15 protein-coding genes and 2 pseudogenes are annotated in these 15,206 nt (G+C 72.6%); 5 read left to right on the top strand and 12 right to left on the bottom strand.

The features are described 5' to 3' along the window. Window positions 1–101 precede the first annotated feature (101 nt). From ACQ86J_RS24635 to ACQ86J_RS24650, 4 genes and pseudogenes are all read right to left on the bottom strand, one after another. Window positions 102–962, bottom strand: a pseudogene (locus ACQ86J_RS24635) (efflux RND transporter permease subunit); the annotation flags it as partial. Next, window positions 952–1,839, bottom strand: a pseudogene (locus ACQ86J_RS24640) (efflux RND transporter permease subunit); the annotation flags it as partial. The pseudogenes ACQ86J_RS24635 and ACQ86J_RS24640, both read right to left, overlap by 11 nt. Continuing rightward, entirely contained in the window at window positions 1,836–2,777 is a 942-nt protein-coding gene (locus ACQ86J_RS24645; RefSeq protein WP_431272518.1) for an efflux RND transporter periplasmic adaptor subunit, read from the bottom strand. The pseudogene ACQ86J_RS24640 and the gene ACQ86J_RS24645, both read right to left, overlap by 4 nt. Window positions 2,778–3,108: 331 nt before the next feature. Beyond that, a complete protein-coding gene (locus ACQ86J_RS24650) occupies window positions 3,109–4,569 on the bottom strand; it encodes an alpha/beta hydrolase (protein ID WP_431267596.1) in 1,461 nt (486 codons plus the stop codon). A gap of 115 nt (window positions 4,570–4,684) precedes the next feature. Here ACQ86J_RS24650 and ACQ86J_RS24655 point away from each other — a divergent pair, with 115 nt between their 5' ends. Next, window positions 4,685–5,731: an AI-2E family transporter gene (locus tag ACQ86J_RS24655; protein WP_431267597.1), complete on the top strand. Its 1,047-nt coding sequence runs from the start codon at window positions 4,685–4,687 to the stop codon at window positions 5,729–5,731. A 706-nt stretch (window positions 5,732–6,437) separates the two neighbouring features. On the opposite strand, the gene ACQ86J_RS24660 is transcribed toward ACQ86J_RS24655, so the two are convergent. The 3 genes from ACQ86J_RS24660 to ACQ86J_RS24670 are packed head-to-tail and all read right to left on the bottom strand — an operon-like array spanning window position 6,438 to window position 8,822. Continuing rightward, window positions 6,438–7,232, bottom strand: a complete 795-nt coding sequence (locus ACQ86J_RS24660; protein WP_431267598.1) for a hypothetical protein — start codon at window positions 7,230–7,232, stop codon at window positions 6,438–6,440. A gap of 4 nt (window positions 7,233–7,236) precedes the next feature. Further along, window positions 7,237–8,277, bottom strand: a complete 1,041-nt coding sequence (locus ACQ86J_RS24665) for a patatin-like phospholipase family protein (protein ID WP_431267599.1) — start codon at window positions 8,275–8,277, stop codon at window positions 7,237–7,239. Window positions 8,278–8,303: 26 nt separating this feature from the next. Further along, complete coding sequence (locus ACQ86J_RS24670; RefSeq protein ID WP_431267600.1) at window positions 8,304–8,822, bottom strand: hypothetical protein; 519 nt, start codon at window positions 8,820–8,822, stop codon at window positions 8,304–8,306. A 1,012-nt stretch (window positions 8,823–9,834) separates the two neighbouring features. Here ACQ86J_RS24670 and ACQ86J_RS24675 point away from each other — a divergent pair. Continuing rightward, the gene (locus ACQ86J_RS24675) at window positions 9,835–10,362 is read left to right on the top strand and encodes an NUDIX hydrolase (RefSeq protein ID WP_431267601.1); all 528 of its coding nucleotides are present in this window, start codon (window positions 9,835–9,837) and stop codon (window positions 10,360–10,362) included. Between the two features lie 9 nt (window positions 10,363–10,371). Here the strand turns inward: ACQ86J_RS24675 and ACQ86J_RS24680 are convergent, their stop codons facing one another. The 5 genes from ACQ86J_RS24680 to ACQ86J_RS24700 form a co-directional block, all read right to left on the bottom strand. After that, window positions 10,372–10,743, bottom strand: a complete 372-nt coding sequence (locus ACQ86J_RS24680; RefSeq protein WP_431267602.1) for a hypothetical protein — start codon at window positions 10,741–10,743, stop codon at window positions 10,372–10,374. Window positions 10,744–10,834: 91 nt separating this feature from the next. Then, complete coding sequence (locus ACQ86J_RS24685; RefSeq protein ID WP_431267603.1) at window positions 10,835–11,302, bottom strand: alpha/beta fold hydrolase; 468 nt, start codon at window positions 11,300–11,302, stop codon at window positions 10,835–10,837. Next, window positions 11,281–11,784 (bottom strand): alpha/beta fold hydrolase, encoded by a 504-nt coding sequence (locus tag ACQ86J_RS24690; RefSeq protein ID WP_431267604.1) that lies wholly within the window; start codon window positions 11,782–11,784, stop codon window positions 11,281–11,283. Before ACQ86J_RS24690 ends, ACQ86J_RS24685 begins: the two co-directional genes overlap by 22 nt. Before the next feature lie 39 nt (window positions 11,785–11,823). Further along, window positions 11,824–12,612 (bottom strand): aldolase, encoded by a 789-nt coding sequence (locus tag ACQ86J_RS24695; RefSeq protein ID WP_431267605.1) that lies wholly within the window; start codon window positions 12,610–12,612, stop codon window positions 11,824–11,826. 34 nt (window positions 12,613–12,646) lie between these two features. After that, window positions 12,647–12,976 (bottom strand): hypothetical protein, encoded by a 330-nt coding sequence (locus ACQ86J_RS24700; RefSeq protein ID WP_431267606.1) that lies wholly within the window; start codon window positions 12,974–12,976, stop codon window positions 12,647–12,649. Between ACQ86J_RS24700 and ACQ86J_RS24705 the strand changes: the two genes are divergently transcribed. Genes ACQ86J_RS24705 through ACQ86J_RS24715 form a run of 3 tightly spaced genes read left to right on the top strand, consistent with a single transcriptional unit; the run spans window position 12,975 to window position 15,199 of the window. Further along, window positions 12,975–13,397, top strand: a complete 423-nt coding sequence (locus tag ACQ86J_RS24705; protein ID WP_431267607.1) for a VOC family protein — start codon at window positions 12,975–12,977, stop codon at window positions 13,395–13,397. The genes ACQ86J_RS24700 and ACQ86J_RS24705 overlap by 2 nt on opposite strands. Window positions 13,398–13,439: 42 nt before the next feature. Further along, a complete protein-coding gene (locus ACQ86J_RS24710; protein ID WP_431267608.1) occupies window positions 13,440–14,231 on the top strand; it encodes an enoyl-CoA hydratase/isomerase family protein in 792 nt (263 codons plus the stop codon). A gap of 2 nt (window positions 14,232–14,233) precedes the next feature. Further along, a complete protein-coding gene (locus tag ACQ86J_RS24715) occupies window positions 14,234–15,199 on the top strand; it encodes a tripartite tricarboxylate transporter substrate-binding protein (RefSeq protein WP_431267609.1) in 966 nt (321 codons plus the stop codon). Window positions 15,200–15,206: the final 7 nt, after the last annotated feature.

Below are 15,206 nucleotides of genomic sequence, written 5' to 3' on the forward strand. Positions count from 1 at the left end.
AAGGGATTGGCGAGCTGCACGTTGAGCGGCAGGTAGAAGCGGATGGCGCCGCGGCCGACATAGGTGCTCCAACGCTCGACATCCGGGTCTTTCGCCAGCCAGGCATCAAGCCGCGCCACGGCGGTCTCGCTCGCCCCGATCGAGGCGTTCTGCGGCAACGTCATGTCCACCGTCAGCTCCGTCCGGTCGGAGCTTGGGAAGAATTGCTGCGGCACCAGAGGCAGGGCGAGCAGGGCCAGGACGAAGGCCCCGATGGTGATCCTGATGGTGATCCAGCGGAACCGCATCGCCGTGTTCAGCAGCCCCGTGTAGCCGCGCATGAGCGGGCCGGGCGGCTTCGGCGGCCCCGCCTTCGGCGCCTTCAGCACCGCCATGCCGATCAGCGGCGCGAAGAGCACGGCGACGAGCCAGGAGACGACCAGCGCGATGCCGACCACGGCGAAGATCGAGAAGGTGTACTCGCCGGCCGAGGAGGCGGCGAAGCCGATCGGCACGAAGCCGGCGATGGTGATGAGCGTGCCCGAGAGCATGGGCGCGGCGAGCTTGCTGTAGGCGAAGGTCGCCGCCCGCTCCTTCGTGTCGCCGGCGGCGAGGCGGCGGATCATCGCGTCCACCGTCGTCATCGCGTCGTCCACCAGCAGGGCGAGGGCGATGATCAGGGCGCCGAGCGAGATGCGCTGGAGGTCGATGCCGGCCAGCAGCATCAGCGGGAACACCACCGCGAGCGTGAGCGGGATGGCCGCCGCCACCACCGCGCCCGGGCGGACGCCGAGGCTGAGGAAGCTGCAGACGAGGATGATGAGGATTGCCTGCCAGAGGCTCTCGGTGAACTCGCCGATGGCAGTGTCCACCGTCGCCGCCTGGTCGGCGACCAGCTTCGGCTCGATGCCGATGGGCAAGCTCGGCGGTGATCGCGGCCATCTCGGCGCGGATGTTCCGCCCCAGCGCCAGGATGTCGCCACCCTCGCGCATCGCCACCGCGAGGCCGATGGCGGGCTGCCCGTTCACCCGGAACATCGGCTGCGGCGGGTCGGCGAAGCCGCGGCGGACCTCGGCGATGTCGCCCAGGCGGAGCAGCCGCCCGTCCACCGCGAAGTTCACGCCGAGGATGTCGGCCTCGGTCTCGAAGGCGCCGGAGACGCGGACCGAGAGGCGCTCGCGCCCCGTCTCGACGACGCCGGCCGGCTGGACCAGGTTCTGCGCCTGCAGCGCGGCGATCAGCGCAGAGTAGTTCAGGCCGAGTCCGGCCAGCCGCTCGGTCGAGAATTCGATGAAGATGCGCTCGTCCTGGGCGCCGAGGATCTCGACCTTGGAGACGTCGGGCACCCGCAGCAGGCGGGACCGCGCATCCTCGACATGGTCGCGCAGCTCCCGCTGGCTGAAACCGTCGGCGGTGAAGCCGTAGATGATGCCGAAGGTGTCGCCGAAATCGTCGTTGAAGAAGGGGCCCTGCACCCCCTGCGGCAGGGTCTGGCGCATGTCGCCGATGCGCTTGCGCACCTGGTACCACATGTCCGGCACGACCGCGGCGGGGGTGGAGCCCTTCAGGTCGACGAAGATGGTGGTCTGGCCCGCGACGGTGTAGCTGCGCAGCGTGTCGAGGTTCGGCGTCTCCTGCAGCGTCCGCTCCAGCCGCTCGGTCACCTGCAGCAGCGTCTCCTGCACCGTGGCGCCGGGCCAGGCGGCGCCGACGATCATGGTGCGGAAGGTGAAGGCCGGGTCCTCGTTGCGGCCGAGTCGCAGGAAGACCAGCGCCCCGGCGATCACCGAGACGATCATAAAATAGACGACCAGCGAGCGCCGGTTGATCGCCCATTCGGAGAGGTTGGGGCCTATCATCGCGCGGCGCTCTGCTGGCCGAGCAGCCGCACCTTCTGGCCCGGCCGCAGCGCCTGCACGCCGGCGGTGACGACGACGTCGCCGGTCTCCAGCCCGCCGCCGACCAGCACCCGCGCCGGGTCGAAGCGCAGCACGTCCACCGGCCGCAGCGCGACGGTCTGGGTCTGCGGATCGACCAGCCAGACGGCCGGCTGCCCGCCGGACCGGGTCAGCGCCGAGGCCGGGACCTCGGTCGCCGCGCCGCCGCCGATCTCCATGCGCCCGGTGACCGTCGAGCCGAGCCTGAGCCCGGGCGGCGGCTCGTCCAGCCCGACCCAGACGCGGAAGGTGCCGGTCACCGGATCGGCACGCGGCGAGACCTCGCGCACCCGCCCGGTGGCCCGCACCTTGGGATCCATGGTCAGCGACACCTCGATCACCGGATGCTCCGGCGCCCGGTCCTTCAGCGTCGGCGGCACGTCGAAGACCGCGTCGCGGCCACCCTCCCGCGCCACCTGCACGATCATGCGGCCGGGCTGCACCACCTCGCCGGTCTCGGCGCCACGGGCGGTGACGGTGCCGGCGGCGTCCGCCTCCAGCCGCGTGTAGCCCAGCCGGGTCTCGGCCAGGTTCACCTGCGCCTGCGCCGCGTCGACCGCCGATTCGGCGCTGCGCAGGGTGCGCGTCGCCTCGTCGTAGCGCACCCGGGTCGTGAAGCCGGTCTGCAGCAACTCGCGCTGGCGCTGGTAGTTGTTGCGGGCCTCGGTCAGCCGGGCCCGCGCCGCGGTCAGCTCGGCCCGGCTGGCGCGCAGGCTGTTCTCCTCGTTGGTGGGGTCGAGCCGCGCGACGAGCTGGCCGCCGGACACCCGGTCGCCGACATTGACCAGCCGTTCCACCATCCGCCCGTCGATGCGGAAGGCGAGATTGGCCTGCGTCTCGGCCTCGACCGTCCCGGTCAGGGAAGACGTCGCCGCCCGTGCGCGGCGCGACGGTCACCACCCGCACCGGCCTGATCTCGGGCGCGGGCGGCGGCGCGTCGTCGTCGCAGGCGACCAGCATGAAGGGCAGCAGGAGAGCAAGCAGGGCGCGCGGCCGCTTGCGGGACGGGGCTTTCGCCGTGCGGCGCGGGGGGCGCATCGTGGTTTCCCTCATCCCGGTCTGCGCTCGAGGGCAGGGCAGCGCCGGGCCGCCGCCAGGGCGCAAGCTAATGACCCGCTCGGGGGTTGGGATCAGCCCGGCGTCCCGCCCCTGCGCCATGCGTCCCAAAGCGCCCGGCGGCGGGCCGGGGCCTCAGCGGGCCGGCGCGATCCCTTCCTCGATTCGCGCCAGCAAATAGGGAAAGAAGGGATTGGAGGAGACGCGGGTCAGCGCCTCGGGGCTGACCGTCAGCACCCCGCGCTCCCCGCGCACCGCCAGCGCCCCGAGCTGGACGCCGAGCGCGTCGGCCGGGTCGGGGTCGAGGCCATAGAGCCCGTCGCTGGCCGGGAAGGGCAGCGCGACATGCGACAGGGAGAAGACGTCGCGCGGCCAGGCGAGGCCGATCCGCCGGACGCTCTCCTCCGTCGTCCCCGCCTCGGTCACCCGCTCGACCGCCTCGGCCTGCCCCGGCCCGGCATTGGCGATGACCGTCGCGCGGTAGGCCCGCGCCCCCGCGGGCAGCAGCCGGTCGAGCGCCGCGTTGGTGGCCGGGGTGATCAGCGGGCCGAGCTTGGCGTTGCGGTTGATGTCGAACAGCACCAGCTCGCTGCCCTTCGCCGGCAGACGGTCGTACAGCGCCGCCACCACCGCCCGGGTGCTGACGGTGAAGTCCACCACCGATTGGAAGGTGAGGATGGGCGGCAACTGCGCCAGCCGCCCGTCCGCCGCCAGCCGCTGCACCTGCGCCTGCAGCGCCGCGGTCAGCCGGTGCGACTGCCAGGCGCCGTTCACCGGGAAGGAGTTGTACTTGAAGGGGATGAACTCCGGCACGATGCCGAGCCAGGCGGCCTTGGCGAAGCGCGGGAAATAGGCGGGCAGCGCGGCCAGGCCGGCGAAGCGGGCGAAGGCGGTGATGCCGATCATGGGGGAGACGAGCACCAGCCGGTCCGCCCGCGGCAGGCGCGGGTCCACCACCGCGTCGAGGGCGTATTGCACCGCAAGCGCCCCGCCATTGGAGAAGCCGACTATATGCAGCGGCCGGTCCGGCCCGACGCGCCGGCGCGCCTCCCGCACCGCCAGGCGGGTCGCCGCCTGCCAGTCCTCCCAGGTCACGTCGGTCAGTCCCGCCGGCACGGTGCCATGCCCCGGCAGGCGGATGCCGACCACGACCCAGCCGCGGTCCCGGTAGCGGGCGCCGATGTGGCGGAGGCTGAAGGGCGCATCGGTCAACCCGTGCAGCAGCACCACCGCCCCCAGCGGCTCGCCGCCCGTGGGCTCGAGCACGAAGGAGCGGTTCCAGTCCTGCGCGAAATTCGCCGGGTAGAGCGGGCTGCCGGCGAAGTAGCGGTTGGCCGGGACCTGGTCCTCGGGCGCCAGCGCCTCGGTCACCTTCTGCCGCACGGTGGCGAAGGCGGCCGCCTCCGAGGCCAGGTAGGCCGGCCAGTCCGCGGCATCCAGCGCCGCAGCACGCAACTCCTCCGGCACCACCAGATGCCAGGGGGCGAGCGGCGGGCCGCGCTGGCTGTCCCAAATTCGCAGGGCCAGCAGCGCGACCACGAGCATCGCCGCCCCGAGGGCGAGGCGACGCGGCAGGCGCCGGATCCAGACAGGCATGCGCATCACGTCCCCTTTGCGGTCCTGCCGTCCCGGCGACCGCTCAATTCCGGGCGCCTTGCTTGCGCATCCGCACCGGCTGCACAAGCCTGTGCGCAACTGGAAGGCGGCGAGAATGACGGATCATGCTTCACGGTGGATGCTCGGCCTGTGCACCGCCATCCTCGCCGCCGTGGCGCTGCACCTGGCCGAGGCGGTGCTGGCGCCGGTCGCCTTCGCGCTCTTCGCCATCGCGCTGGCCTGGCCGGTGCAGCGGGCGGTGCAGGCGCGGGCGCCGAAGCTTGTGGGGCTGCTCGTCGCGGTGCTGGTCACGCTGGTCGTGCTGGTGCTGCTCGCGCTCGCCATCGGCTGGGGGTTCGGGCGCGTCGCCCGCTGGGTGATCGCCAATGCGGCGCAGCTCCAGGCGCTCTATGCCGCCAAGCTCGACTGGCTGGAGGCGCGCGGCATCGGCGCCGCGGCCGCGCTGGCCGGCGAGTTCGACATGCGCCAGCTGGTCCGCATCGCCCAGGCGGTGATCCTGCAGCTGCAGGGGGTGCTCGGCTTCCTCGGCCTCACGCTGGTCTTCGTCATCCTGGGCCTGCTCGAGGTCGGCGTCGCCGGCCGGCAGCTGGCGCGGCTGGGGCAGGACGGCCCGGCGGCCGCCGGGGTGCTGCGGGCGTTGACCCGCACCGCCGGCAAGCTGCGCGCCTACATGCTGGTGCGCACGGTGATGAGCGTCGCCACCGGCCTCGCGGTCTGGGGCTTCGCCCGGCTGATGGGGCTGGAGCTGGCGGCGGAATGGGGGGTGATCGCCTTCGTGCTGAACTACATCCCCTTCATCGGCCCGCTGCTGGCGATCCTCTTCCCGACCTTCTTCGCCGCCCTGCAATTCGGCAGCTGGCAGGCGGCGGTGACGGTCTTCGCCGCGCTGCAGGCCATCCAGTTCCTCTCGGGCAGCACGCTGGAGCCGCGCCTCGCCGGCGCGCGGCTGGCGCTCTCGCCCTTCATGGTGCTGGTCGCGGTCTTTCTCGGCGCGCTGCTCTGGGGCATCCCCGGCGCCTTCATCGGCGTGCCGGGGCTGATCCTGGCGCTGGCCCTGTGCGAGGAATTCGAGGGCAGCCGCTGGGTGGCGGAGCTGCTCTCGGGGCGGCTGCCCGCCGCGGCCGCCCCGCCGCCGGGCTGACCGGCCCCGGCCTCCGGCGCCGGGGCGGTTGCCCATGGCGCGCGGCGTCAGAAGGACCCCACCAGCCCGCCGAGCAGGATCACCGCCGCCAGCGCGGCGACCAAGCTCACGATCGCCACCATGACGATGTCGAGGTAGCTCTCCCGGTGGGTGCAGCCGCAGACCGCGAGCAGCGTGATCACCGCGCCGTTGTGCGGCAGGATGTCCAGCGTGCCGGCGCCGATCACCGCGATCCGGTGCAGCAGGCCGGGATCGATCCCCTGCTCCGCCGCGATCGCCATGTAGGTCGGGCCGAGCGCCTCGAGCGCGATGGTCAGGCCGCCGGAGGCCGAGCCGGTCAGCGCCGCCAGCAGGTTGGTGGCGACGGCCAGCGACAGCAGCGGCCCGCCGCCGATGCCGAGCACCCAGTCCCGCACCGCCTCGAAGGCCGGCATTGCGGCGACCACCGCGCCGAAGCCGACCAGGCTGGCGACGCTGACCACCGGCAGGACGGCGGCATTGGCGCCGGCATCGACCGAGGCGCGCAGCGCCGGGATGCGCCGCCCGCTGGTCGCCAGCAGCGTCAGAATGCCGGCCAGCAGCGCCGTCGCCACCGCCCATACGCCGCCGACCGCCGCCAGCGTCACGCCGCCCCAGCGCGGCTCCTCCAGGAAGGCGGTGTCGAGGTTGGGCAGGACGACGAAGGACATCGCCAGGTTGGTCAGCATCACCACCAGGAGCGGCAGGAAGGCCAGGGCCGGCGGCGGGGCGTCCGGCGCCTGCTCGCCGTGGCGGATCTCGGCCGGGTCGAATTCCCGCGCCGCCACGGCACGCTCGCGCACCACCGGATCGGCCGCCGCGGCCTCGGCGGCGCCGGGCCGGTCGTCGCCGAAGCCCTCGCCGCGGGCGCGGGCCCGCGCCTCCGCCCGGCGCAGCCACCACATCCCGATCCCCAGCATGATGCCGGAGGCGACGACGCCGAGACCGGGCGCGGCGAAGGGGTGGTGCCGAAGAAGGGCATTGGGATGGTGTTGGGGATGGCGGGCGTGCCCGGCAGCGCCGACATGGTGAAGGTCGAGCTGCCGACCATGATGGCCGCCGGCATCAGCCGGCGCGGGATGTCGGCGGCGCGGAACAGCGCCATCGCCATCGGGCCCAGCACGAAATAGGCGACAAAGAGGCTGACGCCGCCATAGGTGACGATGGCGCCGGCCAGCACCACCGCCAGCACCGCCCGCCGTATCCCGAGCTTCGCGGTCATGAAATCGGCGATGGCGGTGACCGCGCCGCTGTCCTCCATCAGCTTCCCGAACAGGGCGCCGAGCAGGAAGATCGGGAAGAACTGGGCGACGAAGCGCGCCGCCGCGCCCATGAAGGTCTCGGTCCAATGCGCCAGCAGCGGCTCCGCCGCGAAGGCGGCGGCGACCATCGCCGCGGCGGGCGCCAGCAGCAGCACGCTCCAGCCGCGATAGGCCAGCCAGACGAGCAGGCCGAGGCCGAGCAGGATGCCGAACAGCCCCATGGCCTCAGACCCCGTCCAGCAGGCGGTCGAAATCGACGGTGGAGCGCTGGCCGATCGCGGCGCCATGCTCGGCCAGGAAGGCGCCGGCTGCCTTGCGTCCGGCGTCCCGCAGCATGGTCAGGAAGTCCCATTCCGCATTCAGCTTGGAGGAGGCGCCGAGCTCCACCATCACGTCGTTGCGGACCATGTGCATGCGCATGCGGGCCCAGGCCGCGCCCTCGCTGCCGCCGGCATCGGCCACCTTGCGCAGCAGGGCCAGCATCTTCAGCTCCTTCAGCGCGACGGCGTTGAAGGAGATCTCGTTCACCCGGTCGAGGATGTCGCGCGCGCTGCGCGGCGTGCCCGGCCGCTCGATCGGGTTGATCGGGATCAGGATGGTGTCGTCCGAGACCAGTTCGTTGATCAGCGGCACCAGGGTCGGGTTGCCGGCGAAGCCGCCATCCCAGTAGGACTCGCCGTCGATCTCGATCGCCTGGAACATCTGCGGCAGGCAGGCCGAGGCCATCAGCGCCGCCGGCGTGATGTCGCCCTTGCGGAAGATCCGCCCGCGGCCGGTATGCACGTTGGTGGCGGTGACGAAGACCTTGATCGGCCCCTCGGCCAGTGCCCGGAAGTCCACGCTCTCGCGCAGCACCTGCTCCAGAGGGTTTCCGCCGAAGCTCGGCATGTCGTAGGGCGAGATCAGCCGCGCCAGCAGGTCCACCACGAGGTAGGAGGGCGAGTTGTCGAGCGTCCAGCGGCCCAGCATCCGGTCGAGCGGCCCGCGCTGGAAGGGGCTGAAGCGCGCGGCGTCGGAGACCCGCTTCCAGAAGGCCGCGAGGTCCGCCCGCGCCCCGGCCGCGCCGCCCCTGGCATAGCCGCTGGCCATCACCGCCGCGTTCATCGCGCCGGCCGAGGTGCCGGAGATCCCCTCGATCTCCAGCCAGTCCTCCTCCAGCAGCCGGTCGATGACGCCCCAGGTGAAGGCGCCATGCGATCCGCCGCCCTGCAGCGCCAGGTCCACGAGCACGCGGCCGCGCGGTGCCGGGGCCGGGGATTTCGCCATGGGGTGCTCTCCGTGGGTTGGTCGGGTCAGCCGCGCGCGTCGCGTCGGGCCTGGGCGTTGCGGCCGGCCTGCGAGACGCTGCCGATCCGCGCGGCATGGATGGTCGGGCGCGGCTTCCGGCTGGGCTTCGGCCGCGTGCCGCGATGCGCGCCGTGGCCGGCCGCCGGATGGTGCGGCGCCTCGGCCTGCCGGCGGGCCAGGGCGGCGCGCAGGCGTTCGGTGTTGCGCGCACGCTTCTCCAGCGCCAGCAGCGCATCCAGCCGGCCGTTCACCCGCTTGAGGCCGGCGGCGAAGACCTGCTTCTTGGCGGCGAGGCCGCGATCGCCATCGGCGATCGGCATCGCCGCGGCCGACTTGCCGCGCTTGGCGCGGCGGTGGTCGGCCATCAGATCGCGCGCGCGGTCGCGGCGGGCGCGCAGCCAGCGCGCCAGCTCCTGCACCGCCTCGCGCGGCAGTTCATCGAGCAGCGGGAAGTGGCTGCGGCAGATCGGGTCCAGCTCGTCTTCCGACAGCAGCCGAAGTTCGGTGGCGAAGGCGAGGCTCATCGGCCCTTGCTCCCTGCGATTTTGCAACTGATTTGGCCGCCGGCTCAGCGGCGGGACGGGCGGATGCCACGCCCCTCCCTCGGGGCGGGACGGCACGGCCGGCGGCACGGGCGAAGGCGCCGGGCGCCTGCCATGCTGCCGCAGGATAGGGGCGGGTGCCGGACCGGAGAACCCGCCAGCCGTCCCGCGGCTGGTCCGGCCGTCCCAGCCAGCGGCCAGGCATTCCGCCGCGGCGGTCGGCAGGGCCGGCCGCCGCGGCAGCCAGGCGGGCGACCTGTCATGCTCAGCGTGGGATGGTCCCATCTTCGTGGGCCTTCCCTTCGGTCCGCAGGCGGGAACCTGGTCCGGCGGGCATCGATCGCAGGGAGGCATGGCTCCCGGCACCGAGCCCAGGCGGCTGACGATGCCGGCGTCATCGGCGGCGTTCGGGGTGCCGCCCGGCACCGGCGGTTCGGGGAACCAGACCCCGAAAGCGGTACAGGCCTCGCTCAGCGTCGCGCCGCAGGCCTGGCGGAAGACACGGCCGAAGACGGGGCATCGAAACGCTCGACCCGACCGGCGATCGCGGCGGTCCAGGTCCGGCTATCTGGGGGCGGCGCGGCGGCGTAAAGGAGGGTCAGGGAAGGGCGGCACCCATCCCGGCCTCTCCTGTCGCCCGCAACCCGCATCCGGCGTGCCTCGACCCATGAGCCCCTTCCAGCGCCACATCGATGCCTGCAACGACCTGGCCTCCCCCGCCGGGCTGATCCCCTTCGCATCGGCGCGGCCCAGGTCGGCTGGCTCGGCCCCGATCTCGCGCGGGCGCTGACCTTCTTCCCGCGCGACATCCATTTCGACGCAGCGGGCGCGGCGCTGGCGGGCCGCCTCCGCAGCCCCGGCGCGCGAACAGAGGCGCTGGCCGGCATCGCCCGCAGCCTTTCCGCGCGGGGCTATTTCAGGGCTGCGCGACGAACCCTTCGACATCCGCGCCACGCCGGAGGGCCCGAGCCTCGCCGCGCTCGACCGCGGCGCCTTGCCGGCCTTCGGCATCGCCGCGCAGGGCGTGCATGTGAACGGGCGGGTGCGGCGACCGGACGGGCTGCATCTCTGGGTGGGTTGGCGCAGCAAGTCCAAGGCGGTTGCGCCGGGCAAGCTGGATAACCTGGTCGCCGGCGGCATCCCGGCCGGGATGGGCGCGGAGGAGACCCTGGTGAAGGAGGCCTCAGAGGAGGCAAGCCTGCCCGCCGACCTCGCCATCCAGGCCCGTCGGGTCGGCCGCATTTCCTACGTGATGCGGGAGGAAGGCGGGATGCGCCGGGACCTGCTGCACTGCTTCGACCTCGACCTGCCGGAGGAATTCCAGCCGAGGCCGAACGACGACGAAGTGGAGCGCTTCGAGCTCTGGCCGGTGGCGCGGGTGCTCGATGCTGTGCGGGACACCGAAGCAGTGAAGTTCAACGTCAACCTGGTGCTGATCGACCTGTTCCTGCGGGAGGGGCTGATCGATCCGACCGGGGCGGAGGGGATCGCCCTCCGCGCCGGGCTGCAGCAGGGGGCGTGAGTCCCGCGGCTACCAGCCGTAGGCCGGGCGGTACACCACCGCGGGCGGCGGGGCGTAATAGGCCGGCGGCGGGGCGTAGTAGCCGACCGGCGGCGGCGCGTAATAGGGGGCCGGGGCCGGCGGGGCGTAGTAGACCGGGGGCGGCGGCGGGGCGAGCAGCCCGGCGGCGCCGAGCGCCAGCCCGCCCAGCGCCAGGCCGCCGATGATGCCGGCGGCGACGCCGGCGCCGTTGCCGCCATGGTGGTGGTAGGCACGGGGCGGCGGGCCACCCCAGCCGGGGCCGCCACCCCGGTGCCAGCCCTGGGCCTGCGCCCCCCCGATCGAGGGTGTCGCGGTGAGGGCGGTGGCGAGAAGCGCGGCGGCGGCGATACGAGACTTCATCTGTCGGACCCTCCTGGGTCGGTTCAACATATGAAGCGCCCGGATCGCGCCGGGATCATGGCGGGAAGCCGGCGGATTGTGGCCCTTTGCCTCAAAGACCCTTGAGGAACCCCAGCAGGGCGGCATTGACCTCCGGCGCGGCTTCCTGCTGCACCCAATGGCCGGCGGTCTCGACCAGCACGGTGCCGAGCAGTCCCGGTACTGCCTGCGGCAGCGCCTCCATCGCCCGGCCGGCCCAGCCGAGGACGGGGTCGCGCCGGCCGGCGACGAACAGGGCGGGGACCTGGATGCGGGCGCCGGCGAAGGGGGCCATCAGCATCCAGTTCCGCTCGATGTTGCGGTACCAGTTGAGCCCGCCACGGAAGCCTGTGCGGCGATAGGTCTCGGCATAGAGCGCCAGCTCGGCCTCCGGCAGCCAGGCGGGCAGGGCGGCGGGCTCGGCCAGGCTGGCCAGGAAGCCACCCTCCGGCAGGTCAGGGTTCCAGCGCTGCGCCTCCGGCACGTCGCCGGACAGGGTGAAGAAGGTCCGCCGCAACGTCACCGCCGGGTCGCGCCGCAACTCGTTCTCCGCCACGCCCGGGGCCTGGAAGTAGATCTGGTAGAAGCGGTGGCGGCCGGCGCGGCGCAGCGGGTCGAAGGGGCTGGCCGGTCCGCGCGGCGCATAGGGGACGGAAAGGCCGGCGACGGCGCGGAAGCGGTCCGGCCGCAGCAGCGCGGCGTTCCAGGCGACCGGCGCCCCCAGTCATGCCCGGCGATGACCGCCTGGTCGAGCCCCAACGCGTCCAGCAGCCCGACCATGTCACCGACCAGGTGCAGGATGGTATAGTCGGCGACCGAGGCCGGCGCCTCGGTCCCGCCATAGCCGCGCATGTCGGGCGCGATGGCGCGGTAGCCGGCCTCGGCCAGCGCCAGCATCTGGTGACGCCAGGAATGCCAAGCCTCGGGAAAGCCGTGGCAGAGCAGCACGGCGGGGCCCTCGCCCGCCTCCGCGACATGCATGCGGATGCCGTTGGTCGTGACGGTGCGGTGGCGGATCTGCATGGCGATGGTCCTGGTGGTCGCCGGCCCGGCGGGGCAGCGTCAGCGCGCGAAGTCGGGCGCTTCCTGGGCGAGGATGCGCTTCACGCTTTCCAGGTGCAGCCGGGCGCTCTCCCGGTCGCCCTCCCGCATCTGGTCGTAGGTCTTCCGCGCCATCGCGGGCGGCACGACCTTCAGCGGGCGGTTCATGGTCATGGCCAGGCGCTGCACCTCGCAGGCGCGCTCGAGGTAATAGAGGTCGTCCCAGGCCTCGGCGATGGAAGGGCCGAGCACCATGACGCCGTGGTTGCGCATGAAGACGATGTCGGCCTCGCCGATGCTGGCCGCGATGCGGTCGCCCTCCGCCTCGTCCAGGGCAAGGCCGCCATATTCCTCGTCGACCACGGTGCGGCCGTAGAATTTCAGCGCGGTCTGCCCGGCCCAGACCAGCGGCGGGCCATCCAGCATGGTCAGCGCCGTCGCGTTCGGCATGTGGGTGTGGAAGGCCGCCTTGGCGCGCGGCAGGTTCTTGTGGACCCGGGCATGGATGTAGAAGGCCGTCGCCTCCGGCACGCCTTCCCCGGCCACGACATGGCCATGGAAGTCGCAGACCAGCAGGCGGGAGGCGGTGATCTCCGAGAAGGCCCAGCCATAGGGGTTCACCAGGAACAGGTCGTCCCGGCCGGGCACGACGAAGCTCAGGTGGTTGCAGATCCCCTCATGCAAGCCGAGCTTCGCCGCCATGCGGAAGCAGGCGGCGAGATCGATGCGGGCCTGCCGCACCGCATCGGCGTCGAGGTCGCTGTTGCGCAGGATGGCGGGCGCGGCGGCGCCGCCGAAGGCATGGGCCATGATCGGCTCCCGGTCGTTTGCCGGGAGGCTAGCCCTAGTACGGGTAGCTTCGCCATCCCTGGCGGCGGTAGCGCTGGTAGTCCCAGCGTTCGAACTGGTCGCGGGTCAGGTTGCGGCGGGCCTCCTTCGGTCCGTTCCAGAAGCGGTCCTCGGCTTCCTTCTGCTGCTGCCGCGACCAGAAGGATTCGAGCTGCCGCTGTCGCTCGGCCGGGCTGGCGGGGGCGGGCGGGTCCTGCAGGATGGGCTGCGCGGCGGCGAGGCCCGGCAGCAGCAGCGCGGCGAGGAGAAGGGTCCGGAGCACGTCCGACATATCGGCATGCGGCCCGGCTTGCGCCAGGGCGCGGCAGGCGGAAGGATGCGGCATGGCCGATGCCCCACCGCTTGCCGGCGTGCTGGAGACCGCGCTCTACGTGGACGACATGCCGCGCGCCCGGGCCTTCTACGAGGCGGCGCTGGGGCTTTCACCAATGTTCGCCGATGAACGGCTCACCGCCTATCCGGTCGGCGGCCGCAGCGCGCTGCTGCTGTTCTTGCGCGGCAGCACCACCACGACGGTCCACCTGCCCGGCGGCACCATCCCGCCGCATGACGGGCAGGGGCCGGTGCATTGCGCCCTGGCCGTGGCGGCGGCGGACCTGCCGGGCTGGGAGGCGCGGCTGGCGGCGCAGGGGGTGGCCATCGAGGGCCGCACGCAATGGCCGCGCGGCAGCACCAGCGTCTATTTCCGCGACCCGGACGGACACCTGCTGGAGTTGGCCACACCGGGGCTCTGGCCGGTCTGGTGAGGCTCGGGTAAACCGCTTTCCGAACGTCCAGGGAAAAAGGCCATGCCGCTGCCAGGGCTTGAGGGCCTCGAATGCTATCGCGTCGAGGTCACGGATTTCGTCGCCACCGTCACGCTCGACCGTCCCCCGGTGAACGCCCAGAACGGTAAGTTCCGGGAGGAGACCTGCCGGCTCTTCGACGTGCTGCACGATAGCCCCGAGGTGCGCGCCGTGGTGCTGACCGGCGCCGGCCGCGCCTTCTCGGCCGGGGCCGACCTGAAGGAACGGCCTGGGATGACCGAGGTCCGAGGCGCCTATCCGCGGCACAACCGCCTGGTCCGCGCCTGCTTCGACAGCCTGATCGAATGCGACAAGCCGATCGTCGCCGCGGTGAACGGCGCGGCGATCGGCGCCGGTGCCGTGCTCGCGCTGTGCTGCGACATCGTCGTGGTCAGCGAGGACAGCTTCATGTCGATGACCGAGGTCGATGTGGGCCTTGCCGGCGGCGTGAAGCACGTGCTGCGCCATTTCGGCCAGTCCGATGCGCGGCTAATGCTGTTCACCGCGCGCCGCATCACCGGGCCGGAGCTGTACCGGATGAACGTCGCCTCCGCCTGCGTGCCCGGCGCGCAAGCGCTGGAGACGGCGCAGGGCATCGCCCGCGAGATCGCGCAGAAGGTGCCGCTGGCGGTGCGCGCGGCCAAGCGGTCCTTCACCCTGGTCGAGGACATGCCGCTGCACGAGGGCTACCGCTACGAGCAGTCGCAGACCGTGGCGCTGTCGGGCACCGAGGACACCAAGGAGGCGCAGCGCGCCTTCGCCGAGAAACGCAAGCCGGTCTTCAAGGGACGCTGACGATGATCCACCTCTCCCGCCGCGCCGCCCTGGTGGGGCTCGGCGCCCTGCCCGCCGCGCCGGCCCTGGCGCAGCAGCGCACCATCAAGGCGCTGCTCGGCTGGCCGCCGGGCGGTTCCTCCGACATCGTCGCCCGCACCTATGCCGAGAGGCTGCGGGCGCCGCTCAATGCCAACGTGCTGGTGGAGAACCGGCCGGGCGCCGGCGGCCGGATCGCGCTGGAGGCGGCGAAGGCCGCGCCGGCCGATGGCAGCCTCTATATCCAGACCCCGGCCTCGATGCTGACGATCTACCCGCATCTCTACAAGTCGCTGCGCTACGACGCGCTGGTCGACTTCGTGCCGGTGACAACCGTCTGCGCCTTCCCCTTTGCCTTCACCGTGCGCGCCGACCATCCCGCGAAGACGCTGGCGGAGTTCATCGCCTGGGGGAAGGGGCAACAGCAGATCGCCTGGGCCAGCCCTTCGCCCGGTACCATGCCGCATTTCATGGGCGTGGGATTCGCCCGCGAGACCGGCCTGCCGATGAACCACGTGCCCTATCGCGGCGGCGCGCCGGTGATGACGGATGTGCTGGCCGGTGTCATCACTGCCGGGATGAACGTGTTGTCGGAGCCGACGCCCTTCCATCTCGGCGGGCAGATGCGGATCCTGGCGGTGAGCGCGCCGCAGCGGATCCCCCGCCTGCCAGAAGTGCCGACTTTCGCCGAGCTGGGCTTCCCGGCGCTGACCAAGCAGGAATGGTTCGGCGTGCTGCTGCCGGCCGGCACGCCGGCCGGCGTGGTGCAGCCGCTGCATGCGGCGCTGGCCGCCGCGTCCCGCACGACGGAGGTGCAGGAGGTGCTGACCAAGCTGGGATCCGCGCCCGAGATCATGGAGCCCGCGGCCTTCGTGGAGCGCATCCGCAGCGAGCGCGAGAGCTGGGGGCCGATCGTGGCGGCGTCCGGCTTCAAGCCGGAAGAGGGGTAAGGTTGGG

Source organism: Dankookia sp. P2, from assembly GCF_050632255.1.
GTDB lineage: Bacteria > Pseudomonadota > Alphaproteobacteria > Acetobacterales > Acetobacteraceae > Paracraurococcus.

Bases quoted from the DNA above. Each gene is read 5' to 3' on its own strand.
- ACQ86J_RS24650 (WP_431267596.1), bottom strand. From the start codon at position 4,569: ATGCCTGTCTGGATCCGGCGCCTGCCGCGTCGCCTCGCCCTCGGGGCG.
- ACQ86J_RS24670 (WP_431267600.1), bottom strand. From the start codon at position 8,822: ATGAGCCTCGCCTTCGCCACCGAACTTCGGCTGCTGTCGGAAGACGAG.
- ACQ86J_RS24715 (WP_431267609.1), top strand. From the start codon at position 14,234: ATGATCCACCTCTCCCGCCGCGCCGCCCTGGTGGGGCTCGGCGCCCTG.
- ACQ86J_RS24665 (WP_431267599.1), bottom strand. From the start codon at position 8,277: ATGGCGAAATCCCCGGCCCCGGCACCGCGCGGCCGCGTGCTCGTGGAC.
- ACQ86J_RS24655 (WP_431267597.1), top strand. From the start codon at position 4,685: ATGACGGATCATGCTTCACGGTGGATGCTCGGCCTGTGCACCGCCATC.
- ACQ86J_RS24680 (WP_431267602.1), bottom strand. From the start codon at position 10,743: ATGAAGTCTCGTATCGCCGCCGCCGCGCTTCTCGCCACCGCCCTCACC.
- ACQ86J_RS24695 (WP_431267605.1), bottom strand. From the start codon at position 12,612: ATGGCCCATGCCTTCGGCGGCGCCGCCGCGCCCGCCATCCTGCGCAAC.
- ACQ86J_RS24700 (WP_431267606.1), bottom strand. From the start codon at position 12,976: ATGCCGCATCCTTCCGCCTGCCGCGCCCTGGCGCAAGCCGGGCCGCAT.
- ACQ86J_RS24705 (WP_431267607.1), top strand. From the start codon at position 12,975: ATGGCCGATGCCCCACCGCTTGCCGGCGTGCTGGAGACCGCGCTCTAC.
- ACQ86J_RS24710 (WP_431267608.1), top strand. From the start codon at position 13,440: ATGCCGCTGCCAGGGCTTGAGGGCCTCGAATGCTATCGCGTCGAGGTC.
- ACQ86J_RS24690 (WP_431267604.1), bottom strand. From the start codon at position 11,784: ATGCAGATCCGCCACCGCACCGTCACGACCAACGGCATCCGCATGCAT.
- ACQ86J_RS24660 (WP_431267598.1), bottom strand. From the start codon at position 7,232: ATGGGGCTGTTCGGCATCCTGCTCGGCCTCGGCCTGCTCGTCTGGCTG.